Here is a 20,879-nt window from a genome sequence, read left to right on the forward strand (position 1 = left end):
CAGCTTAAGTGTATTTCACTAAAGTTGCGAGTTTTGATTTATATTGAGGGCGTTTTTGAGCTTTTGACACACCCTCACCACTAAATCCAAAGTATGAGTGTAATCCGGTATCGAAGAACAATTCATTACTCTGAACCAGTGGCAAAGTTACTCATTATTTTCTTCTTCTCGTAGAGGTTGCCTTATTTTTCCTTTCGGGGAACACGAAAGTCGTATTGTAGTCCCCGTCAAAGGCGACTATGGCATCGAAGCTCTTTCCCTGCTTGCTTTTGAAACCTTTGAGCAGCTTCGTGTGCCCGTCGGTGAGCAGGTCTTTGATCTCGTCATCGGTGAGGGTGCGGTTCGCCTTCAGGCGGAACACGGGCAGCCCGCACTCCGCGTTGTCGCAGCGGACAACCTTGCCGTAGAACTGCATCGTGCCGGTTCCGCACTTGGGACACTTGCAGCCGGAATCCCTGCGGGCGAACAGCTTGTCGCACGAGAGCAGTTCGGAAGTGATCTCCCGCGTGTAAGCCTCTATCTCCTTGCGGAAGGTGTCGGCAGGCAGCTCCCCGCACTCGATGCGTGCCAGATTCTTCTCCCATTCGCCCGTCATGGCGACGTCGGCGATGCGCATCGTCTTCAAGACCGAATGGAGGGCAAGCCCTTTTTCAGTCGGCACAAGCGACTTCTTGCAGCGTTCCATGTAGCCGCGCTTGAAGAGCGTTTCGATGATGGCGGCGCGGGTGGCGGGCGTGCCGATGCCGCAGTCCTTCAAAGCCTGACGCAGCGCGTCGTCCTCTATCTCCTTGCCGGCCGTTTCCATAGCGGACAGCAGGGTGGCTTCGGTATGTAGCGGCTTGGGCTTGGTCTTGCCCTCCGTGATGGAGCAGCCTTTCAGCGGCAGCGTGTCGCCTTCCCGCCAGCCGGGGATAGCGGTTTCCTCCTTGTCTTCCACGCCATAGACGGCACGCCACCCGGCTTGCCTGATGATGCAGCCTTTTGCCACGAACTCCACTCCGGCACATTCCGCCGTGACGGTGGCGGTGTCCTTGACGCATTTTTCGGAGAAAGCCTCGATCATGCGCCCGGCAATCATCTGATAGACGGTATTGTCCTCTTTGGAGAGGAACAGCGGCTTCTCGCCCGTGACGAGCAGGGCATGGTGGTCCGTCACCTTGCCGCCGTCCACGCTGCGGCGTGTCGGCACTGCCTTCGGATTGACTTTTTCTTTCCATTCGGGCAGGCTGCCGATGAAGGCGAGCAGTCTGGGGATTTCGGCGAACACGTCTTCGGGGATGTAACGGCTGCCGGTTCTCGGATAGGTGACAAGTTTCTTTTCATAGAGCTTCTGCGCGATTTCAAGCGTATGTTCGGCGGTGAAGCCGTGCTTGGCGTTGGCTTCCTTCTGGAGCGTGGTCAGGTCGTACAGAAGCGGAGTTTCCTCCGTCTTCTCCTTGCGCTCGGCTTTCGTGACGGTGGCTGTGCCTGCTTCCTTTACCTTATTATATAGCGTTGTGGCAGGTTCTTTCTCTTTCCATTTCTCGGAAGAGGAGAACTTCACCACTCCTTCGTCGCAACCGTCTGTTGCGATATGGAGCTGCCAGAAGGGTTCGGGCGTGAAGCGGCGGTTCTCCCAATAGCGTGCGCACACCATCGCCAGCGTGGGTGTCTGCACCCGCCCGACGGAATATGTGCCGTGTCCGGCGGCGATGGAGAGTGCCTGCGTGCCGTTGATGCCCACCAGCCAGTCCGATTCGCTCCGCGCTTTGGCGGCAAGGTAGAGGTTGTCGTATTTGTCGCCCGCTTCGAGGTTGCGCAGTCCCTCGCGGATAGCCTTGTCGGTGAGCGAGCTTATCCAGAGGCGCACGAAAGGCGTGGTGCATCCGGTGTAATGGTAGAGGTAGCGGAAGATAAGCTCCCCTTCGCGCCCCGCGTCGGTCGCCACGATGATCTGTTCGCTTTCCTTGAATAGCCGGGCGACGGTCTTGATCTGCGACACCACGCCGCTGTCGGGCTTGTAGCCCTTGTCCGTCTTTACCTGACGGGGGACGAGCGTGAAGGTATCCGGTATGACGGGCAGGTTGTCGCGGACGAAGCCGCGTATGCCGTAGCCGTCGGGCATGGCAAGCTGGACGAGGTGTCCGAACGCCCATGTCACGGCGTAGCCGCCTCCCTCGAAATATCCTTCCTCTCTCTTTGTAGCTCCGACGATGCGGGCGATCTCACGTGCCACGGATGGCTTTTCAGCAATGATTGTCTTCATATTTTCTTGGATTGATGTTTATAAATGTTACTTTGGATTCAGTGGCGGACACGGGATTACATCCTCATACCCTTGTTGTTTTTCTTTTTTGGGGTTTCCTGCTGTTGCTGCGCGGTGTCCTTCGGGACGGTCTGTCCTTTCTGCAACGGCTCTTTCAGGTTCTTGGTCGCCTCGTTGGTCTTGCCCTCGCTGTTCACAGCCACCTGCGTGCGGCTCTCGTTGGAGGGTGCGACCTTCTGCGCCTTGTCGGGGTCGGTGTCGTAGCGGTACGGGCGTCCCTTCTCCGGGTTGAACCTGATGTACATCGTGGCGTGGAAGCCCTGCTTGTCGGTCACGTTCTCCAGTTTCACGGCTTTGCCCGCCACGTAGTCGGCTTTCTGCTGCTCGGTGAACTCCACGCCGCTCCATTTGCTGATGGGGCGGATGCTGCCGTCGGCGTTCGTCCACGAGTTGCGGCGTTGCCCGTTCTGTATGGCTGCGGCATTCTCCGCGTCCTGTGCCTGTCGCTGTGCGGGGTTGTTCTTCGTTTCCTGTGCCTGTGCGGCACGGGGCGACCTACCGGTCCCCGGCACGAACTCCACGCCGCGCTGCTCCACGTTCACCTGAAGGGTGGTGACGAACTTCCTGCCGTCCTTGCGCTCGATAAGTTTGTCGCGCACGGGCAGCCCGGCGCGGAGCATGTCCTGTTCCTGCTTGGTGATTTCCGTCTTTCCGATGCGCTCCGGTATGCGCACCTTGTTTGCCGGGATGTCGGTAATCTCGTTCGTCTTGCGGTCTATGCTGATGAACGAGGGGATGATCTCGCCCGTTTCCCTGTCCACGATGTCCACGACCCTGCCGAGGTTGCCCGTTTCGCGCAGGTTCTTACGGTCTTCGTCGGAAAACTTGTGTTCCTTGTACTCGTCGAGCTTCTGCTCCTTGCGTATGAAGTGCGGCACAAGGCTGACATTACCCTCGCTGTCTTTCTTGAAGGAGAGGCGGGCGTCCAGCTCGAAAGCCTCGCCGCCGAAATTGGGCGACACTTTCACCAAATCGGACTTGCCGTAGTTGAGCATCTTGGTCAGGTCGCCGGACTTCTCAAGGTCGTCGCGTTTCACGCCCCATTTCTCTTCCAGCTCCTGCCAGTTGATCTTGCTCTCGTCGATGGGTTGGTAGCCCCGGTTGCCCTGCGTCTGCTGCGGGCTTTCCTGATTCTGTTCATTTTTCTGTTCCATTTCTTCCTGTTTTTTAGGTTCTTCCTGTTTCTGTTCCGGCTTTTCAGCCGCCTGTTCCTCCTGCACCTTCCGTTCGTAATCCGAGGTGTCCACTTTGTGGGAGGCGAGCATCTCCTTGTTGGCGTCGGGGTCTTTGAGCAGTTCCTTCATCACCTCCAGCAGCTTGTCGGCTTGGTCGGCCGCAATCCGGTAGAAACCGAAGCGGCTGGGTTCCTTGCACTGCCGGAAGAAGTTCTTGAAGAAGTTGTCCAGCACGTCGCCGTGGCGGTCGAATTGCAGGAAACTCCGCGCGTTCTCCGCTTTCGCGGGGGTGCGCTTGGGGGAGCCGTCGGCATTAAGCCCGGCTACCACGCTGATCTCGCCCGTCTTCTCGTCGCGGACTATCAGCACGTCCTTTTCAGTTGTTTTCTTTGCCATTTGAAAAATGTTTTAATGGTGAGACATTGATTATCTGATGCGGGCCTTATAAGCCTCGACCCGGTCCTTGTTGATTTCGTCAAGATGCTCCGAGAGAAATTTTTCCACGTCTGACTCCTTATAGTAGGATTTCTGACGGAGCATCAGGTAGGGCAGGATGCCGATGCTGCGGTAGCGTTGCAATGAACGTTTGCTGACTTGAAGCATCAGGCAGAGGTCTTGGTTGTCATAAAGACGCTCTCCGTTCAGCAGCTTTGTCGCTTCAGGGGCGTTCGCCGGTTGTTCCGGCCGGTTGTTCCGGAGGTCTTCAAGCATTTGCTCCTGCCTGTCAAGCCGCTCCATGATGCAGCCGAACAGTCTTTCTATATTTTTTGTGTCCATATACCCCAATCCTCCTTCGTTTTAGGTCTTTTCCGGTCGGATATACATTTTCCTTGTGCGGATAAGGTATTGCCGGTGCAGGACGTCAGGCTTTGCCGCCGTTCCGTCAATCATATACATTTCCAATGCACGCTCTATATCGGACAGGCGGTAACGGCAATTCCTGCCTATTTTGGAGAATGGTATGCAGCCGCTGTCCCGGTAGCGTTGCAGGGTGCGCGGGCTTACTCCGAGAATGTCCATCGCTTCCCGGTTGGAAATCCACCGTTCCGCATCAACGGAGAGCCTCTTGTTTTCACTCTTGCGGATATGCTCCGCAATTTCTTCTATACGTCCGACCAGCTTGTCGAAATCGGATTTTTCAATCATTATCATATCCATAACCGTTGCTGTTTTAATCGTTTATGCCGCAAATTTACAGGGACGGGGAAAGGCGGGCTTATGACTCATATATGACTCATAGAAGATTTTTTTGAGTTTGTCACCGCTTGGCATACGTCGCTGTTCCAAATGCTGCCACTTCCGCAGGAAATGGACGGAGTAAGACCTTTGGAAGCTAATTTTACGGCGGACAATTCTAAGACAAGGTATATTATGGAAATCGTAATCATTGAAAGAGAGGCTTTCGAGACGTTTATGGCGGAGGTCTCGGCACTTACGGAAAAGGTGGACCGGCTTTGCGCGCGGGGAACGGAACGACGGTTGAAAAAATGGATGGACGGTGAGGACGTCTGCCGCCTGCTGCGCCTTAGCCCGAAAACATTGCAAAGTATGCGTGACAGGGGCATTGTCGCCTGTTCGCAGGTAGGCAGGAAGTTCTATTACAGGTCGGAAGACGTGGTACGGCTTGTTTCGGAAAAGCAGGAGGGGGCATCATGAAACAGGAGGTTCTTACATTGGAGCAGGGCTTGTTGGCTGACGCGTTTGTGTCCCTGAAGGAGAGCCACAGGAAAATCAACCGTTTCACACAGAAGTACAACCCGTTGCTGGACGGCGACCGTTTCCTGACGGACAAAGAGGTGGCGGAACTGTTGAAAGTCAGCCGTCGCACCTTGCAGAAGATGCGTGATGAAAAGACACTTCCGTTCATAATCCTCGGCGGAAAGGCTCTGTACCGGGAATATGATATACAAGCGCTTCTGGAGAGGAACTACCGCAAGGTGGAGGATTGATATACGGAACGGCAACAAAAAGGCATACGGGCAATTCCATCGTGAGGATTGCCCGTATGCCTTTTATTGTGCCTTGCCTGTCCGGTATTCAGCAGGAGCAGCCTTTGCCAAGCAGAAAGAACACCGTCCTGCGTTCCCGTTCGTTTCCGGACAGCGCTTTACTTTTCAGCCACTCCCGGAAGGAGTGGGCATAGAAGGTGTTCAGTCTGTATGACACGGGGATGATGATGTCAATGCTGAAGATGTCCGCCGAACAGCCGTTCTCCGTGCGGATGTATTTGCAAACCTCATAGTCCGCCAGTACACCTGACTTCCGTACCGCCCTTATCTCTTTCTGTATGGCTGTGACGGACACATTGAACAGTTCGGACATTTCCCATGCGGTCATCCATATCTCTTTTTCGGGATTGCCCGCGATGCGGATGTTCCCGTCCTCGTCAGTCTTGATTATTCTTCTCATGGCAGTGTGGTTTATATGGTCTGGCAAATGAATTGTTCCATTGATTCTATCTGCTTGGCAAGGCGTTCCATGTCGTTGCTCACCTTTTCAGCCGTAATCTTGGCGTATATCTGCGTGCTGCGGATACTGGTATGTCCCATCATTCTGGACAGGGTTTCTATAGGCACGCCGTTGGAGAGGCAGATGGTCGTCGCATAGCTGTGGCGGCTCTGATGCCAGGTGATGTTTTTATTGATGCCGCACAGTTTCGCCACCGCCTTGATGCCGTTCTTGCAGTTCGCATAGCAGGGAACGGGCAACAGTTTCCCGTCCCCGGTCATGCCGCTGTACTTCCGGATGATGTGGCCCGGCACTTCCAGCAGGCGGATGTTGGATTCCACGCCTGTCTTCTGTCGTTTGGTCTTGATCCACAGATGACCGTCAAAGGAGGTTTGCAGGTTCTCTTCCGTAAGGTTATACATGTCCGTCCAGCTCAGCCCCGTGAAGGTGCAAAAGATGAACAGGTCGCGTATCAGTTCATATTTTTTCTTTTTGAACGTCCCGTTTATCAACAGGCTTATTTCCTCCTTTGTCAGAAAGCCGCGTTTCGTTTCCTCTTTGGTGATGTGGTAGGCGTAGAACGGGTCACGTGGAAGCCAGCCGTTGTTGATGGCTGTATAGATGATGCTGCGAAACGGCATCATGTACGACCAGACGGTGTTGGTGCAATGGTTCTTCTCCGTGCGGAGGAACAGTTCAAAATCCGTGATGAATGCCGGGGTAAGCTCGCGCAAGGCGATGTCGCTCATCTTGTAGCGTTGTCTGATGAACTCCGACAGATGGTTATAGACGGTGCGGTATTTCAGGTAGCTGCGCACGCTTTTCATTTTTCCTACCATCTTGGCGTAGTCCTCATTATGTTGCTTGAACACGGCAAGCAGGGTCTTGTGGTTCTGTCCCAGTCCCAGATAGGCGTTGCGTACTTTCTCTGCCGTGACATAGCTGTCCGCGTCGCATACTTCCTGATATGCACGGTTTATGCCCACACGTATCTTGTCAAGCATACGGTTACCTTCCTGCGCCACGAGGCTGCGACCGGACAGACGCCCGGTTTCCACGTTCCAGATGCTTTCCTCCACGTCCAGTTTGCTGCTGAACTGTGATACCTTTCCGTTCACCGTGATACGGCACATCACGGGAATCAATCCGTTCTTCTTCGGCGCATTGCGCTTGAGGTAGAACAATACTTTGAATGTGCTTCTGCTCATACTCTACTTTTTGTTTGCAAAATTAAACCATGTAGAGCTGGAAGACGGTAGGCAAATCACAGCATATCGGCGCATTCACACCCACATCTCATTTTTTTGAGCAGGTCCCGCTGACATTTCCAAAAGAATCCTTAAATTGGCATCCAATGGCGTATGGATCAGCGGATATGCCAGTGTCCTCAGCAAGCTGTTCTTTTGTGAAAAAGAGTAACGGGATAGTAACGTAACTCTTGCTTCAAACGGCTTTTTTGCGGCATTCAGTGGCTTTGGCAAAGTCCTCGTCGGAATTGCTAAAACGCTTTATCTCAACGTTCATTCACCATTTTTCTCCTATTCTCGTTTTTTTGTAGTATCTTTGCAGATGATAACAACAACATTGCAGATGATAAATATCTTTTAAAGAAAATATTATGACAACAAAAGCAGCATTTATTTACATTGCGCCTGAGAATGATTACAAAGCGCACAAAGCATTTATTGATTCTCCTGTCGTTAATCTGACGGTAGTGGGTGTAAAAGACTACGAAGAAGCTGAATATGTAGCTAAAGAGTTGGTAAAGGAAGGCATCACTGCTATTGAACTTTGTGCCGGTTTTGGTCTCAATGGCGTAGCACGTGTTAGCAAAGCAGTCGAAGGAAGGGCTTTAGTTGGAGTTGTTAGGTTTGATCTCCATCCTGCGTTTAATCACCAAAGTGGAGATAGCATATTCTAGTTAAAATCCTCAGCGATTTAACTAAGTTTGTATTTCAACTATAATAAGATTGATACTGGCGAAAGAAACCAAAAGAGAGCTTGTTTTTTCTTTCGCCAGTATTGTATTACATATTACACATAAGCAATGATTCTATTTGGCATTACTTGTTAGCCACTCTTTAGCCATTTCTGTCAGTCGGTATTGTTGTTTAGGATGCTTCGGCTGATTTGGATAAAGCCGTTCAATCAATCCTTCTTCCAATGCGGGGGTAATATAGCTCTCACGAAAATACTTTAAGTCTTTAATATCACATACATCCGCCATATTCCTCATTGTCATGTAAGAATCTTCCATTTTTTGAATGAGCAATTCTACTTGAGGGGTACTTAGGGGGTACTTGCCCTCCTCTGTTATCTTTTTATCCTCTTTATCATTCTCTATGATATTGGATTTGAAATCAGGTCGTTTGAACGTGATAATAACGAAACCTCCATCCGAAGACCATGTAGGAGTTTCCACACCTTGCGCCGTTACTCTAGTTTACCCAACAAGTATAAGTAATCTCTAATTCATATTTGTTTTTCCGAAATTATCACTACATTTGCAGATATGGTCAATTTATTGCTATTCTTTAAAAGAAAACAAGTGTGGAAACAGAAAGAATAAATAGAATAAAAGTAGTATTGGTTGAACAAAATAGAACTGGAAAATGGTTAGCAGAACAACTCAAAAAAAATGAAGCAACCATTTCCCGTTGGTGTTCCAATACTTCAAACCATCATTAGAAATGCTTGTCAAGATTGCAACTGTTTTGAATGTAGAGCCAAAAGATTTAATAAATAACCTGAAAGGTGCTTGATTATGGGAACAAATTTTTTCACAAACGAAAAAGAGAATACTCTTCTTGAAAAAATTGAAGGAGTTTTCAAGTATAAAAAAGTACATTTCTTTGATGCACTTGTTGGGTATTTTAGGGCTTCCGGTTATTTTAGAATCCGAAAATTCATACAACAGACCCCGCATATTAGAATTTTGGTTGGTATAAATGTCGATAAGCTTACCTATCAAGCAAATCAACAGGGATTATTATTTAATCCTAACGCTGAACAGTCCCAAGAAGAGTTCTTTAACGACATTAAACGTAATATACAAGAGGCGAAATACGATAAAGAGGTCGAGGATGGCATGTATCAGTTTATAGAGGATATAGTAACTGGTAGAATAACCATGCGAATTCATCCAAAACAAAACATTCACGCCAAGATATATATCTTCCGTGAAGAAGTATATCATCCTCATGGTTATGGATCGGTCATTACTGGTTCTAGTAATTTGACTGAGGCTGGACTAGAAAAGAATTTCGAGTTCAACGTGGAACTACGCTATGATGACGACATACAGTTTGCCACCGAAACCTTTGAAAAGCTATGGGAAGAGTCTGTAGAAATAGACATAACACACATAGAAAAGATAAAGAGTGATTCATATCTTAATCCCAACTTCACCCCTTACGAAGTATATCTAAAATTCTTATTAGAATACTTCGGCAAGAGTATTGACTTTGACCCTAACTCTGTATCCGATTTGCCTACGGGATATAAGAAGTTGTCATATCAAATAGATGCGGTCAATGACGGATATTTCAAGATGATGAAACACAATGGTTTTTTCCTTTCCGATGTTGTCGGCTTAGGTAAAACCGTTGTGTCTGCCCTTATAGCAAAGAAATTATTTTTCTCCAATGGATTTCCAACACATCGTTCTCACATATTAATAATAGTTCCTCCTGCAATGAAGGATAACTGGGAGGAGACTCTTACAGAGTTTAAGTTGGATAATTTCAGAATCATAACAAACGGAAGTCTTCATAAGATTAAGAATCCGGAATTATATGATTTGATTATTGTTGATGAAGCGCATAAATTTAGAAGTGACACGGCATCAATGTATAACGAATTGCAAAAGTTGTGTAAGACTAAGACAAAACGCTATGATGGCAGTTTGCATGACAAGAAGGTGATACTCGTATCAGCCACACCTCTTAACAACAAACCTGAAGATATAGCCAATCTTGTATATTTGTTCCAAGACTCTAAGGATAGTACCTTAGAGGAAGGTAATTTACAACGATTCTTCCGTGAGCATATTGACAGATACAACAAACTGAAAAAACAAAAGGACTTAACTCTTATCGCTGATGAAGTCAAGGCTATATATGAGAGAATCCGCATCAAGGTTGTAGAACCATTAACAGTACGTCGTACTCGTACTGACTTAATGGAAAATGATGCATATTGTAAAGATCTAGAGGAACAGAATATCCACTTCCCTGATGTTAAGTCTCCTCGAAAGATATATTATCAACTAGATACAGAATTGGAAACTTTGTACGACAAAACTATAATGTATCTAAGTGATAAAATAAACGGTCTTAAATATTACAGATACCAGGCGATAAAATACTTGAAGTCACCTAAGAAAAGTAAGTACAAGAAGGCAGATATGATATCTATACAATTGGCAGGTATTATGAAGACTTTGCTTGTCAAACGAATAGATAGCAGTTTCTATGCATTTAAGCAATCATTGCATCGATATTATGAGGCTAACAAGGTGATGCTTGATATGTTTGGCAATGGTATTATATACATCGCCCCCAATCTAAAAGTCAATGAATTACTTAGTGAAGATAAGGAAGACGAGTTGATAAAGTTGATTGAGGAGACAAAATACACCGACCCGACAATAGAAGTCTGTACACCTGATGACTTTGAAGAGGGCTTTGAGGAGGGAATCAAGGCAGACAATACTATTCTTAAGGAATTGGTTTCTATGTGGGATGCTGTAGATGTTGATCCTAAGTTAGATATCTTCATCCAATACCTCAAAGATACTTTATTGGATAAATCCATTAATCACGAGGGTAAGCTAGTCATATTCTCAGAATCAAAAGAGACCACAAAATATCTCTATGACTCTCTCAGAAATCATGGTTTGGGCAAAATTATGACGGTACAGAGTGACAATAGAAACATCCAAATGCCGCTATTGAAGGAGAACTTCGATGCCAACTACAAAGGTGACAAGAAGAACGATTATAACATAGTTATTTCCACCGAGGTTCTTGCCGAGGGAGTAAATCTCCATCGTGCAAATGTTATTGTAAACTACGATACACCTTGGAATTCAACAAGGCTTATGCAGCGAATAGGCCGTGTAAATCGTATCGGTAGCACTGCCAAAGAGGTATATATTTTCAACTTCTTCCCAACATCCAAAGTTAATGATGACATTGAATTGGAGAAGAAAGCGAAAATGAAGCTCTTTGCCTTTCATGCAGCATTGGGCGAAGATAGTCAGATATATTCTACTGATGAGAATCCGGAGAGCTTCGGTTTGTTTGATAAGGATGTAGATGAGGAACGTGATGAGAAATTGCGTTACCTGATGTGGCTCCGACAACTGAAACAAGATGACCCTGATTTGATTAAACGAATCAGCAAACTGCCATTGAGAGCTCGCACAGGTCGCAAAAGTAAATTTATACCCGGTAGCACCATTGTGTTTATCCGAAACAAGCGCCGTGATGCGTTTACATTTGTTCGAGAAGACGGGAGCATAGAGGAACTCACATTTTTGGAGGCAGCGAAAGAATTTGAAGCCCGTATTGACGAAAAGTCTATACCGCTACATGGTATGCATCACGAGCAAGTAAAAGTGGCACTTGATGCATTTGCCACACAAGAAGAGGCGACCAAGGCAACAAAACAAAAAGTTAATCCAACTCAAGGTCCTAATGAGAAGAAAGCTATAGCCTATCTTGATGGTTTTGTAAGTATCTCCAACATTACAGAGCAAGAACTTGAATTGATTAATAAAGCAAAACGAGCTATCACAACAGGTAAATTCCAACAGTTACAACGAGATATAAATAAACTGAAAACAGCAACAAAGAAAGTTCCTGTCAAACCGGTTGTTCTGTTAGAACAGTTAATCAAGATTATATCAACATATCCATTGGAACATGTCCGATATGGAGATGTCGACAAACAAGTAGATATGCTTAAAGTGTCGAAAGATTTTATGCCTGAAATTATTATTTCAGAGAGTTTTAATGTGTAATAAAGTATCGTTATGAATCAAGCATATTTGAAAAATATACTATCTGCAAGATTTGATTTCAACATCTGGAAAGATTTGTTGGAAAAGATCTTCCCAAAAGTTGAAATCTTCACAAGTGTTGCTAAGATTACGGATTCCCATGTGAAAGATGGTGGGCATGTTGGAAATATCCGATTGGGCGATGGACGCTCATTAGCCATATTTCATTTTGAAGTCACTGACAATGTACTAATATCACGTAATCGTAAAAGTTTACGCGATATTGCAGCAAAGTATGTGGATCAAGGCTTGATTCATGGAGCTTTGGTTTTCTATTATTCACAAAACCAAGACGACTATCGTTTGACCTTTATTGCCAAGCAGACCTATTTCAATGAAAGCGGTGAATTGGTTAAGAAGGAGACTGCCCCTAAGCGATATACATTCTTGTTAGGCAAAAACGAGCCTTGCACTACGGCTGCAAGCCGACTTATAGAATTGGCTAATAAGAAGACATCTGAATCTATCTATTTGACAGATGTTATTGATGCATTCTCTGTCGAGCGACTCAACAAAGACTTTTTTAGAGAATACAAAGAGCAATACTATGCGTTCTTGAAAGAGATTGGCAATACAAAACCACATCGTGATTATGTCAAGAAGCTATTAGGCCGTTTGGTATTCTTGCAGTTCTTGCAAAAGAAAGGATGGATGGGTGTACCTGCATCTAACACTAAATGGGAAGGTGGAGATAAAAAATTCCTTAGTAATCTTGTTGAGAGGCATATCGATAATGAGAGACTGTTAAGTGATGTGTTTGAGCCATTATTCTTTGGCATTCTAAACACAAAGCCAGAAGATAGAAAAACGTTATTCATTAATAAAAAATGGAATATACAACTCTTAGAAGAGTTTATAGGCATCCCATATCTTAATGGTGGCTTATTTGAAGCAGACGATGTGGATAAGCAGCCTATTGATTTCCCATATGTCAACTTCAAGAATTTGATGGAGTTCTTCTCTCAATATAACTTTACTATTGACGAAAATGATCCTGATGATAGCGAAGTAGGTATTGATCCTGAAATGTTGGGACATATTTTTGAAAATCTTTTGGAGGACAATAAAGACAAAGGTGCCTTTTATACCCCAAAAGAGATTGTACAATATATGTGCCGCCAGAGTGTGATACAATACCTCAAAACACACGAGCCATCAGAGCAGTATGCAGAAGTTATTGATCAGCTTATAAATGATGGTGTGGTGAACCCTATACTCCAAAGCAAGAACATTGCAATACGCTTTACCCAACTACTCAAAGATGTAAAAGTATGTGACCCAGCCATTGGTTCGGGCGCATTCCCTATGGGTATACTTTATGTATTGTATCACGCAATACATCATTTGCATTCACATGCAGAACCTCATGGCAACTTTGATTCAACTCAAACAAAACGAAATATTATTCAAAATAATATCTTTGGCGTTGATATCGAGCAGGGTGCCGTTGATATAGCCCGTTTGCGTTTCTGGCTGGCGTTGGTGGTTGATGCGGAAAAACCACAACCTTTGCCGAATCTTGATTATAAAATCACTTGTGGAAATTCTCAAGTATACCGCTATTCATTAGATACCCCTATTGTCAATGTATTTGAGGAATACAATCGTGTAGGAAAAGATATTTCAAAAAAGAAAAAGACCGTCTGGGAAGATTACACTCTCGAAAAATATAAACAAGATGTTATTAAGTATACGGAAGAACATTCAGATAAAGTTGGATTAAAAGCAAAAATAAATGAAATAAAAAATTGTTTCAAAATCACATTGGCTATAAAAGATTTAAAGAATAGACAAAAGGCAGAAGCAGATGTACTAGATTATGAGTTTGTGGATTTTTGGGGAAAATGTAAAGCAAAAGAAGATCCTGTAGGATATAAAAAAGCCCAAAAAACGCTATTAAGTATTGTTGAAGAAGAAAATAGAATTCTTAACAACAAAAAATATAAGGACTCATTTGAATGGCGTTTTGAGTATCCTCAATTATTAGACGATAAGGGGGCTTTTGTTGGCTTTGATATAATCATAGCTAATCCTCCCTATATCAAGGAAGGTCGTATGTCAAAGATTTTTTTTGAGCCATATAAAAACTCTCTTTATTACAAAGGGAAGATGGATATATGGTATCTGTTTGCTTGTAATAGCTTAGACTTACTTAACTCAAATGGAGTTCTTTGCTTTATTGCAACAAATAACTGGACTACAAGTTTTGGGGCAAGTAAATTACGCGAGAAGGTAATTAAAGAGACTCGCATATGTAATATAGTCGATTTTGGAGCGGTAATGATGTTTGAGAGCGCAAGCATTCAAACTATGATTATGATGTTCCAAAAAGATAAGGTAACAGATGATTACACGTTTGATTACCGTAAATTAACAAAGTATAAAGCAACTGAAAGAGAAGCCATATCAATTTTGGATAAAACATCTAATGATGCGGAGTACTATGCTCCAACTATTAGGAGGGCTAATTTATTAGGCAAGAATATCACATTCAGTCAAAGCGATGATATTTTGGATAAAATTTACAATGTAAAGGGTAACATATTCTTGACAGAAGACGAATTGACAAATGGAATACATCCACACTATGACTTTATAAACAAGAAATTGTCAGAAAAATATGGTTTTAATATTGGTGAAGGTATATTTGGACTTTCAATGTATGAATTAGCTGCATTAAACCTAACGGAGTCTGAAACAGAATTTATTAAGCCATATTATAATTCTTCTGAGAATGTAACAAGGTATATAATTGGAACAACAGATTTAAATATCATATATACAACATCTAGATTTAAGAATCCTCATAGTATGGATTCTTACCCGCATTTAAAAGAACATTTAGATCGATTTAAAGATGTTATTTCATCTGATAATAAGCCTTATGGTTTACATAGATCGAGAGTGGAATCCTTCTTTATTGGAGAGAAAATAGTTGCATTGAGAAAGTGTGCTGGCAAACCGGTTTTTGCATATGCAAATGGACTGAATTATATGTCGGCAACATTCTATGTAATAAAGACTAATAGGGTTAACATGAGATACCTAACAGGTTTGTTAAACTCTAAACTGATAGAGTTTTGGCTTAAAAATAAAGGAAAGATGCAGGGTGCCAACTATCAATTAGATAAAGAACCTCTGCAACAGATTCCTATTGCAGTACCATCAAATGATGTACAAGAAATAGTAGCAAAATTGGTTGATATGATTATTTTGCTTAATAGTACAGAACAGCGAGCCAGTGAACTGGTTCAGAATTCATACATTTCCTCTGAATTTGAAAAACTAATAGATGGTTGTATATACGAGATATATCTTCCTAATGATATGAATGGGGTATCTACAATCACCGTATTACGTAACTACATACATCAAAGAGAGTCTATTAATATAACTGATATTTGGGATTTGTATATGAAGATTGATTCAACAGGCATCATTGAATCATTAAACTCTTTATCACTTTCAGATTCTGAGGTATTAAGGACTATTATTTTATCATAACTATGGCAACAATAACTCAAATAGAAATAGATGGATTCAAGGCGTTTCCTACTAACTTTAAGTTAGATTTGGGAACAGGTAAGAACCTGCTTTTATACGGTGAAAATGGAAGTGGTAAATCCTCTTTGTATTACGCTTTACACGCATTATTACAAAGTGTATTCAAAGATGATAAAGGTGTTAAGTATTTCAAACCAGGTGATGTAAATGGGGAAGAGTTTATTACCAACAATGAACATCTGATTAACATCTTTAGATTTGATGAGGCCAAGGCTAATACATACACACCATATATACGTATTACTTTTAATGATGGTAAGATTTGGAGACTTGATAATGGAGGACTATCATCTCAAAATGGAGGAAATGAGAGTGAAATTAGAATGTTAAATAAAGATTCTGTATTTATTAATCATTCATATATATCACGTTTTCATGCAGCAAGGAATTCTGAAGAAATAGATTTATGGAATGTTTTTTATAAAGATATTCTTCCATTCCATATCCCAGCTGGAACAACCCAATTTTTGGCGGATTTTTACGATGAAATTGTATCTGATTACAATGCAGGCATTGGATTAAAAGATAATAGCATTCTGGATAAAATAAATACTTTTAATGGATACTTAAATAATTCTATAAATAGAATAAACACAAAAGTTAGTTCTATTTATAATAATAATTTTAAAAATGAAGGTGATAAGTCTCTTGAAATAAAGTTGATATATTATAGTGATGACGACCAAGATAATAAATTGAAAGAACATTTCTATCTTTATTATGGTAATATTAGAAATAGCCAAATCCTAGATAAGGAAGATTTATATCCTCCAAGAATTGGAATAGAGATTAAAGAAGAGGGTATTCTTATTCATAAGCCACAATCCCATTTTAATGAAGCAAAATTAACAGCTATTGCATTGTCTGTTAGATTTGCCAGCATGTCAACAGTAGCGATAACACCAGGCTCATTTATGGCACTTGATGATATGCTTATTAGTCTTGATATGAGTAATCGTATGAAAGTCATAAATTATATATTTAAAGATATCTATCCTAAATACAAACTTTATATCTTTACTCATGATAAACTCTTGTTCGCATCATTTAGAAAAAGGATATGTGCAAATAAGCAACAAAATGATTGGCTTTGTGGAGGTGTGTATATGCACGATAGAGATAATTCTATTGATTTCAATCGATGTAATCCTTATCCTATCTTCGTCGAAGAAAAAGATACAGAACTAAAAGCAAAAGAATATTATATAATACACGACTATCCAGCTTGTGGACAGCAATTAAGAAAATGGTGTGAAGATATATTAAGCCAATTATATCCAGACACACTATTAAAGAAAAGAGATTCAAGAACAGGTAAAACGGATGAAACATCTTTAAATGATAGAATTGTCTGTTTAAATGATTATTGTCAAAAAGAATCTATTAATTTTGAAGAGTTTAAAGATTTGAAAATATTTAAGGACAATGTCCTAAATACAGTATCACATTATGATGTATCTTCTCCTATATATGGTAATGAGATTTTATCCATAATGAAGATACTTTCAAAATTGGATCAAATCAGATTGAACAAAAATCAAATAGATGTTAATTCTAAATTAGGTATAGAACTAACAGCGGATAATGGTCAACCTGTTACGATTTGTATAGATATAAGAAGTAAAAAGATTAATATACTTGAATATAATGGAAATCAAAATGTTTCATACTATACAAAATGTGTGGTTTACAAAATAATAAAGAATGGAACACCAATGGATATCAATCCTGAAGTTACGTATGATTCGATATACGAAGCATACTGGTATTATATCGGAAGATATGGGTGTGACTCTACGATAAATCTTTTAGATGTGATAAAAGATCACGGTGTTTTCATTAAAGATAAACTTTAGATTATTATGATAATAGCAATTTTTGTTTTTTGTAAGTTCAGCACAACAACATAGAAAGAAATAATCTGAGAATAAATTTGAAAAATGAAATATGAGTATCTGTATATTCTGCCATAAGGATTCTTCAATATCAAAGAGTGTTGAACATATAATCCCTGAGTCACTTGGAAATAAGCATCACTTTTTGCCAAAGGGATATGTTTGCGATGCGTGCAACCATTATTTTGCTGTTAAAGTTGAGAAAGAATTGCTGGAACAATCATATTTCGTTTCAATGCGATTTAGAAATGAGATTTTGACAAAAAAAGGACAACTTGTTAAAGAGAGGATGATATTTCCAAGTACATTAAAAAGTTGTGAGGTTGTGCTGCAAACAACAAAAAACGAACTTATAGCATTATTTGACAAAAAAGAAAATGAAGAACTTCTTGAACTAATAAAAACAGGTAAAGCAAAAACAATGATAAGTCCATATATTCCTATACCGGAATACCCGAGCACTATTGTGTCACGTTTCCTTGCCAAATGCGCTTATGAGTATTTTTTATACAATATGGGTGAAGACAAATATGATTTGTGTGTCCAAGAATTACTAGGAAATGAATGTGATCTATTGAAAGATTTGCGAGAGTATGCCCGATATGGTAAGGGTACATATTGGCAATATAATCAGCGCCGGATATATTCGGAAGGAGATTGTGTCTTCAATCAAAACGAGAACATTTATTATGAAATCCTTCATGAAATGAAACTTTTTACAAAAGAATACAAATGCTATCCAAATGGTAATTATGAAGCTGAAATATATTTTGTAATGAGTATAGCCGGAATAGAATATGCCATTTGCATATCAGATCCCGATATTTCAGGATATCAGAAATGGTTAGAAGAACATAATGACATTTCTCCGCTGAAAGATAATTCCGAAACATTTTCCTTTAGCTTGTCTGATGTGAATCCTATATTAATTAAAAAAGATGACAATTGAATTCATTGATAATAAAAATAAGTTTTTCTCAGACGTAAAAACGTTAGGAAGAAAAAACTCTGCCACATTGGGCTTTATGCCAGATGGCGGCTTTGAAGATCATGCAAAGAACAGATGCATAATTGTTGCTCACGATGGTAAGGTTTTAGCTGGATATTTAATGTATCGAGTCGTTTTTCGTCTGTCACGAGTGAGTATTGTACATCTTTGTGTCAGTGAGGATTATAGAGGAAAAGGAGTTTCTACTGCATTGTTAAAAGCACTGAAGAAAAAATACGAAAAAAATTATCGGGGTATTTCACTTAGTTGTCGAACAGATTTTACATACGCATCTAATGTATGGAAGAACTTTGGTTTTGTTCCTTTAGATAAGGTAAGAAGCAGAAGTTATAATGAGAATTATTTAAATAAATGGTGGTATGATTTCAATCAACCAACCTTGTTTTCGAAATCTTCGGCATCCAAAGTTAAGGCCTTGCTGGATATGAACATCATTGTAAAGTTACGGGAAGCAGAAAATTCAGAAACAGTAAATCCGCTTGAAGATCCTCGTGGCTTATTATCAGATTGGCTTATTGATGAGACCGAGTTATGTTTCGCACCTGAGGCATACAATGAAATAGACAGAGATGAAAATTTGCAGCGTGCTGCGAAGACACGAAATTTCCTCATGTCTTTTTCTCAATTACAGGTTGATATTGAAAAACAGGAAAAAGTTGTAAGTGAATTGGAAAGCATTATTTGCGGAACATCTGAGAATGATATTTCTGATAGGAAGCAAGTGGCCTCGTGTATTGTATCGCACACACCTTATTTTATCACTTATGATGATGGACTACTCAATAGAAGATCACAAATAGAGGAAAAGTATCTAATACAAATTTATAATCCACAAGAGTTTATCATACAAATAGACCAACTTCTACATGGAGAAGAGTATTTGCCTAATCAATTGAAAGGTGTGTATTCGGATTCTATTTCGAAATTAAATTCTCAGGAGTTATTTTCGTGTGTTGATAGATTTTGGATGCAGAAAATGGGCGAAGATAAGCAAGCCTTTAGCACTTCTGTATACAATATGGTTAATGCAAATGGAGGGGCTTTGTATGTTCTAAAACGATATGGGGAAGTAATCGCGTTTTATGGTTTTATCGAAAAACAAGACTCAACAGACATTGAACTACTACGCATTTTAGCAAAAGATATGTGTGGTGCAATATTTTTTAAATTGATTTCCAATATTCTTCAAACTACATTAAATGGCAATAAGTCGCAGATAGTATTAAACGAGAAGTTTATCACGGAAGAACAAAAAGAAATACTTAGTAACTTCGGCTTTATCAGACAAGATGATTATTATGTAAAATACGTATTCAACAAAGTTATAAAAAAAGAAGATATATCTCTGATTACTAGAAAAATATATCCTGAAGTAACTATTAATCATAGTGATAGAATTTTATTTGAAGTAGAACGAAAACTGTTCCCTCTGAAAATTAAAGGACTCAATATTCCTACATATATTATTCCAATACAGCCATATTGGGCAGGTCAATTGTTTGATATTACTATTGCTGGAGAAGACTTGTTTGGGGCAAATCCAGAAAAATTGTGGAGTTTTGAGAACGTGTATTACAGACATACAAAACCTATAACAGAAAAATGTCCTGCGCGAATATTATGGTACGCAAGCGGAAAAGATAAATTTCATTCTCATACAAAATCAATAATAGCTTCTTCATATCTGACAGATGTAATGACAGGAAAGCCTAAAACACTATTTCGTGTGAATAGGCGTTATGGAACTTATGAATGGAAGGATATTTCGAAATTATGTGATGGTAATATTAATATGGATATTAGAACTCTAAAATTTTGTCATACAGAAGTCTTTGGTTATCCTGTAAATTACAATAAAATCCAAGACATATTGATGTCTAACGGAAGAAAGAGAAATACTTTTGCTTCTCCTGTAGAAATCAATGAATCAATCTTTTTCCAAATTTATCAATTAGGCAAATGGAAAGAACAAAAATAGCGCATAAATATTTGTTTATAGCTGTTAAGCCAAAATATGCAAATAAATTGATTTCAGGTCAAAAAGATATTGAACTGAGAAAAATGAGACCTCATATTCAACCAGGGGATTATGTCATTATATATGCTTCTGCTCCAGTTAAAGCTGTAATCGGATTCGGAAAAGTAAAAAACATCATTGAATGTACTCCTAATGAAATGTGGGTAAAGTATTCAATTCGTTTAGGAATAATGAAACAAGATTTCGATTCATATTATGTTAATCATAAAAAATCAATTGGTATTGAGTTCGAAATAATCAAACCAATAACACCTATTGGGTTGGAGGAATTAAAACAAGTCGATTCTAAATTTCATCCTCCACAGATTTATAGATATGTAACAAATGAGGAAATTACAATTGCATTGTCGCAAAGGATTAAACAATAAATTACTCATACTG

Annotated in this window: 16 protein-coding genes and 1 pseudogene; 10 read left to right on the forward strand and 7 right to left on the reverse strand. The window is 41.1% G+C overall.

From position 1 onward, the window contains the following. Window positions 1–154: 154 nt before the first annotated feature. From NSB03_RS15070 to NSB03_RS15085, 4 genes are read right to left on the reverse strand one after another with little or no spacing between them, the layout of a single operon-like run. Entirely contained in the window at window positions 155–2,245 is a 2,091-nt protein-coding gene (locus tag NSB03_RS15070) for a type IA DNA topoisomerase (RefSeq protein WP_024988118.1), read from the reverse strand. Window positions 2,246–2,301: 56 nt separating this feature from the next. Next, window positions 2,302–3,876, reverse strand: coding sequence for a DUF4099 domain-containing protein (locus NSB03_RS15075; protein WP_257466487.1), 1,575 nt, complete (start codon window positions 3,874–3,876; stop codon window positions 2,302–2,304). 30 nt (window positions 3,877–3,906) lie between these two features. Further along, complete coding sequence (locus NSB03_RS15080) at window positions 3,907–4,257, reverse strand: helix-turn-helix domain-containing protein (RefSeq protein WP_128824427.1); 351 nt, start codon at window positions 4,255–4,257, stop codon at window positions 3,907–3,909. A 21-nt stretch (window positions 4,258–4,278) separates the two neighbouring features. After that, window positions 4,279–4,638, reverse strand: coding sequence for a helix-turn-helix domain-containing protein (locus tag NSB03_RS15085; RefSeq protein ID WP_024988120.1), 360 nt, complete (start codon window positions 4,636–4,638; stop codon window positions 4,279–4,281). Window positions 4,639–4,851: 213 nt separating this feature from the next. On the opposite strand from NSB03_RS15085, the gene NSB03_RS15090 reads away from it, so the two are divergent. Continuing rightward, entirely contained in the window at window positions 4,852–5,136 is a 285-nt protein-coding gene (locus NSB03_RS15090) for a helix-turn-helix domain-containing protein (protein WP_065540274.1), read from the forward strand. Beyond that, window positions 5,133–5,429, forward strand: a complete 297-nt coding sequence (locus NSB03_RS15095) for a helix-turn-helix domain-containing protein (protein WP_071807633.1) — start codon at window positions 5,133–5,135, stop codon at window positions 5,427–5,429. The genes NSB03_RS15090 and NSB03_RS15095 overlap by 4 nt, the downstream gene beginning before the upstream one ends. Before the next feature lie 88 nt (window positions 5,430–5,517). On the opposite strand, the gene NSB03_RS15100 is transcribed toward NSB03_RS15095, so the two are convergent. Both NSB03_RS15100 and NSB03_RS15105 read right to left on the reverse strand, forming a co-directional pair. Continuing rightward, entirely contained in the window at window positions 5,518–5,889 is a 372-nt protein-coding gene (locus NSB03_RS15100) for a virulence RhuM family protein (protein WP_024988123.1), read from the reverse strand. Between the two features lie 11 nt (window positions 5,890–5,900). Then, window positions 5,901–7,136 (reverse strand): site-specific integrase, encoded by a 1,236-nt coding sequence (locus tag NSB03_RS15105; RefSeq protein WP_024988124.1) that lies wholly within the window; start codon window positions 7,134–7,136, stop codon window positions 5,901–5,903. 410 nt (window positions 7,137–7,546) lie between these two features. Here NSB03_RS15105 and NSB03_RS15110 point away from each other — a divergent pair, with 410 nt between their 5' ends. Beyond that, entirely contained in the window at window positions 7,547–7,849 is a 303-nt protein-coding gene (locus NSB03_RS15110; protein ID WP_024988125.1) for a DUF6506 family protein, read from the forward strand. A gap of 132 nt (window positions 7,850–7,981) precedes the next feature. Here NSB03_RS15110 and NSB03_RS15115 read toward each other — a convergent pair whose 3' ends face one another. After that, window positions 7,982–8,350 (reverse strand): Fic family protein, encoded by a 369-nt coding sequence (locus NSB03_RS15115; protein WP_024988126.1) that lies wholly within the window; start codon window positions 8,348–8,350, stop codon window positions 7,982–7,984. A 128-nt stretch (window positions 8,351–8,478) separates the two neighbouring features. On the opposite strand from NSB03_RS15115, the pseudogene NSB03_RS15120 reads away from it, so the two are divergent. The 7 genes and pseudogenes from NSB03_RS15120 to NSB03_RS15150 all read left to right on the forward strand — a co-directional run bounded on the left by NSB03_RS15120 (window position 8,479) and on the right by NSB03_RS15150 (window position 20,866). Further along, window positions 8,479–8,690, forward strand: a pseudogene (locus NSB03_RS15120) (helix-turn-helix transcriptional regulator). 2 nt (window positions 8,691–8,692) lie between these two features. Continuing rightward, complete coding sequence (locus tag NSB03_RS15125) at window positions 8,693–11,953, forward strand: helicase-related protein (protein ID WP_148332638.1); 3,261 nt, start codon at window positions 8,693–8,695, stop codon at window positions 11,951–11,953. A gap of 12 nt (window positions 11,954–11,965) precedes the next feature. Beyond that, a complete protein-coding gene (locus NSB03_RS15130; protein WP_257466488.1) occupies window positions 11,966–15,496 on the forward strand; it encodes an Eco57I restriction-modification methylase domain-containing protein in 3,531 nt (1,176 codons plus the stop codon). A gap of 2 nt (window positions 15,497–15,498) precedes the next feature. After that, on the forward strand, window positions 15,499–17,412 hold the full coding sequence (locus NSB03_RS15135) for an AAA family ATPase (protein WP_024988127.1): 1,914 nt from the start codon (window positions 15,499–15,501) through the stop codon (window positions 17,410–17,412). A 91-nt stretch (window positions 17,413–17,503) separates the two neighbouring features. Then, complete coding sequence (locus tag NSB03_RS15140; protein WP_128824428.1) at window positions 17,504–18,400, forward strand: HNH endonuclease; 897 nt, start codon at window positions 17,504–17,506, stop codon at window positions 18,398–18,400. Then, the gene (locus tag NSB03_RS15145; protein ID WP_148332643.1) at window positions 18,390–20,438 is read left to right on the forward strand and encodes a GNAT family N-acetyltransferase; all 2,049 of its coding nucleotides are present in this window, start codon (window positions 18,390–18,392) and stop codon (window positions 20,436–20,438) included. The genes NSB03_RS15140 and NSB03_RS15145 overlap by 11 nt, the downstream gene beginning before the upstream one ends. Beyond that, a complete protein-coding gene (locus NSB03_RS15150; protein WP_024988132.1) occupies window positions 20,420–20,866 on the forward strand; it encodes an ASCH domain-containing protein in 447 nt (148 codons plus the stop codon). The genes NSB03_RS15145 and NSB03_RS15150 overlap by 19 nt, the downstream gene beginning before the upstream one ends. Window positions 20,867–20,879: the final 13 nt, after the last annotated feature.

Origin of the sequence: Bacteroides acidifaciens (assembly GCF_024623065.1) — a bacterium.
Classification (GTDB): domain Bacteria; phylum Bacteroidota; class Bacteroidia; order Bacteroidales; family Bacteroidaceae; genus Bacteroides; species Bacteroides acidifaciens.

Excerpts from the sequence above, each read along its gene's own strand:
- NSB03_RS15070 (WP_024988118.1), bottom strand. The coding sequence starts at position 2,245 with ATGAAGACAATCATTGCTGAAAAGCCATCCGTGGCACGTGAGATCGCC.
- NSB03_RS15075 (WP_257466487.1), bottom strand. The coding sequence starts at position 3,876 with ATGGCAAAGAAAACAACTGAAAAGGACGTGCTGATAGTCCGCGACGAG.
- NSB03_RS15080 (WP_128824427.1), bottom strand. The coding sequence starts at position 4,257 with ATGGACACAAAAAATATAGAAAGACTGTTCGGCTGCATCATGGAGCGG.
- NSB03_RS15085 (WP_024988120.1), bottom strand. The coding sequence starts at position 4,638 with ATGGATATGATAATGATTGAAAAATCCGATTTCGACAAGCTGGTCGGA.
- NSB03_RS15090 (WP_065540274.1), top strand. The coding sequence starts at position 4,852 with ATGGAAATCGTAATCATTGAAAGAGAGGCTTTCGAGACGTTTATGGCG.
- NSB03_RS15095 (WP_071807633.1), top strand. The coding sequence starts at position 5,133 with ATGAAACAGGAGGTTCTTACATTGGAGCAGGGCTTGTTGGCTGACGCG.
- NSB03_RS15100 (WP_024988123.1), bottom strand. The coding sequence starts at position 5,889 with ATGAGAAGAATAATCAAGACTGACGAGGACGGGAACATCCGCATCGCG.
- NSB03_RS15105 (WP_024988124.1), bottom strand. The coding sequence starts at position 7,136 with ATGAGCAGAAGCACATTCAAAGTATTGTTCTACCTCAAGCGCAATGCG.
- NSB03_RS15110 (WP_024988125.1), top strand. The coding sequence starts at position 7,547 with ATGACAACAAAAGCAGCATTTATTTACATTGCGCCTGAGAATGATTAC.
- NSB03_RS15125 (WP_148332638.1), top strand. The coding sequence starts at position 8,693 with ATGGGAACAAATTTTTTCACAAACGAAAAAGAGAATACTCTTCTTGAA.
- NSB03_RS15130 (WP_257466488.1), top strand. The coding sequence starts at position 11,966 with ATGAATCAAGCATATTTGAAAAATATACTATCTGCAAGATTTGATTTC.
- NSB03_RS15135 (WP_024988127.1), top strand. The coding sequence starts at position 15,499 with ATGGCAACAATAACTCAAATAGAAATAGATGGATTCAAGGCGTTTCCT.
- NSB03_RS15140 (WP_128824428.1), top strand. The coding sequence starts at position 17,504 with ATGAGTATCTGTATATTCTGCCATAAGGATTCTTCAATATCAAAGAGT.
- NSB03_RS15145 (WP_148332643.1), top strand. The coding sequence starts at position 18,390 with ATGACAATTGAATTCATTGATAATAAAAATAAGTTTTTCTCAGACGTA.
- NSB03_RS15150 (WP_024988132.1), top strand. The coding sequence starts at position 20,420 with ATGGAAAGAACAAAAATAGCGCATAAATATTTGTTTATAGCTGTTAAG.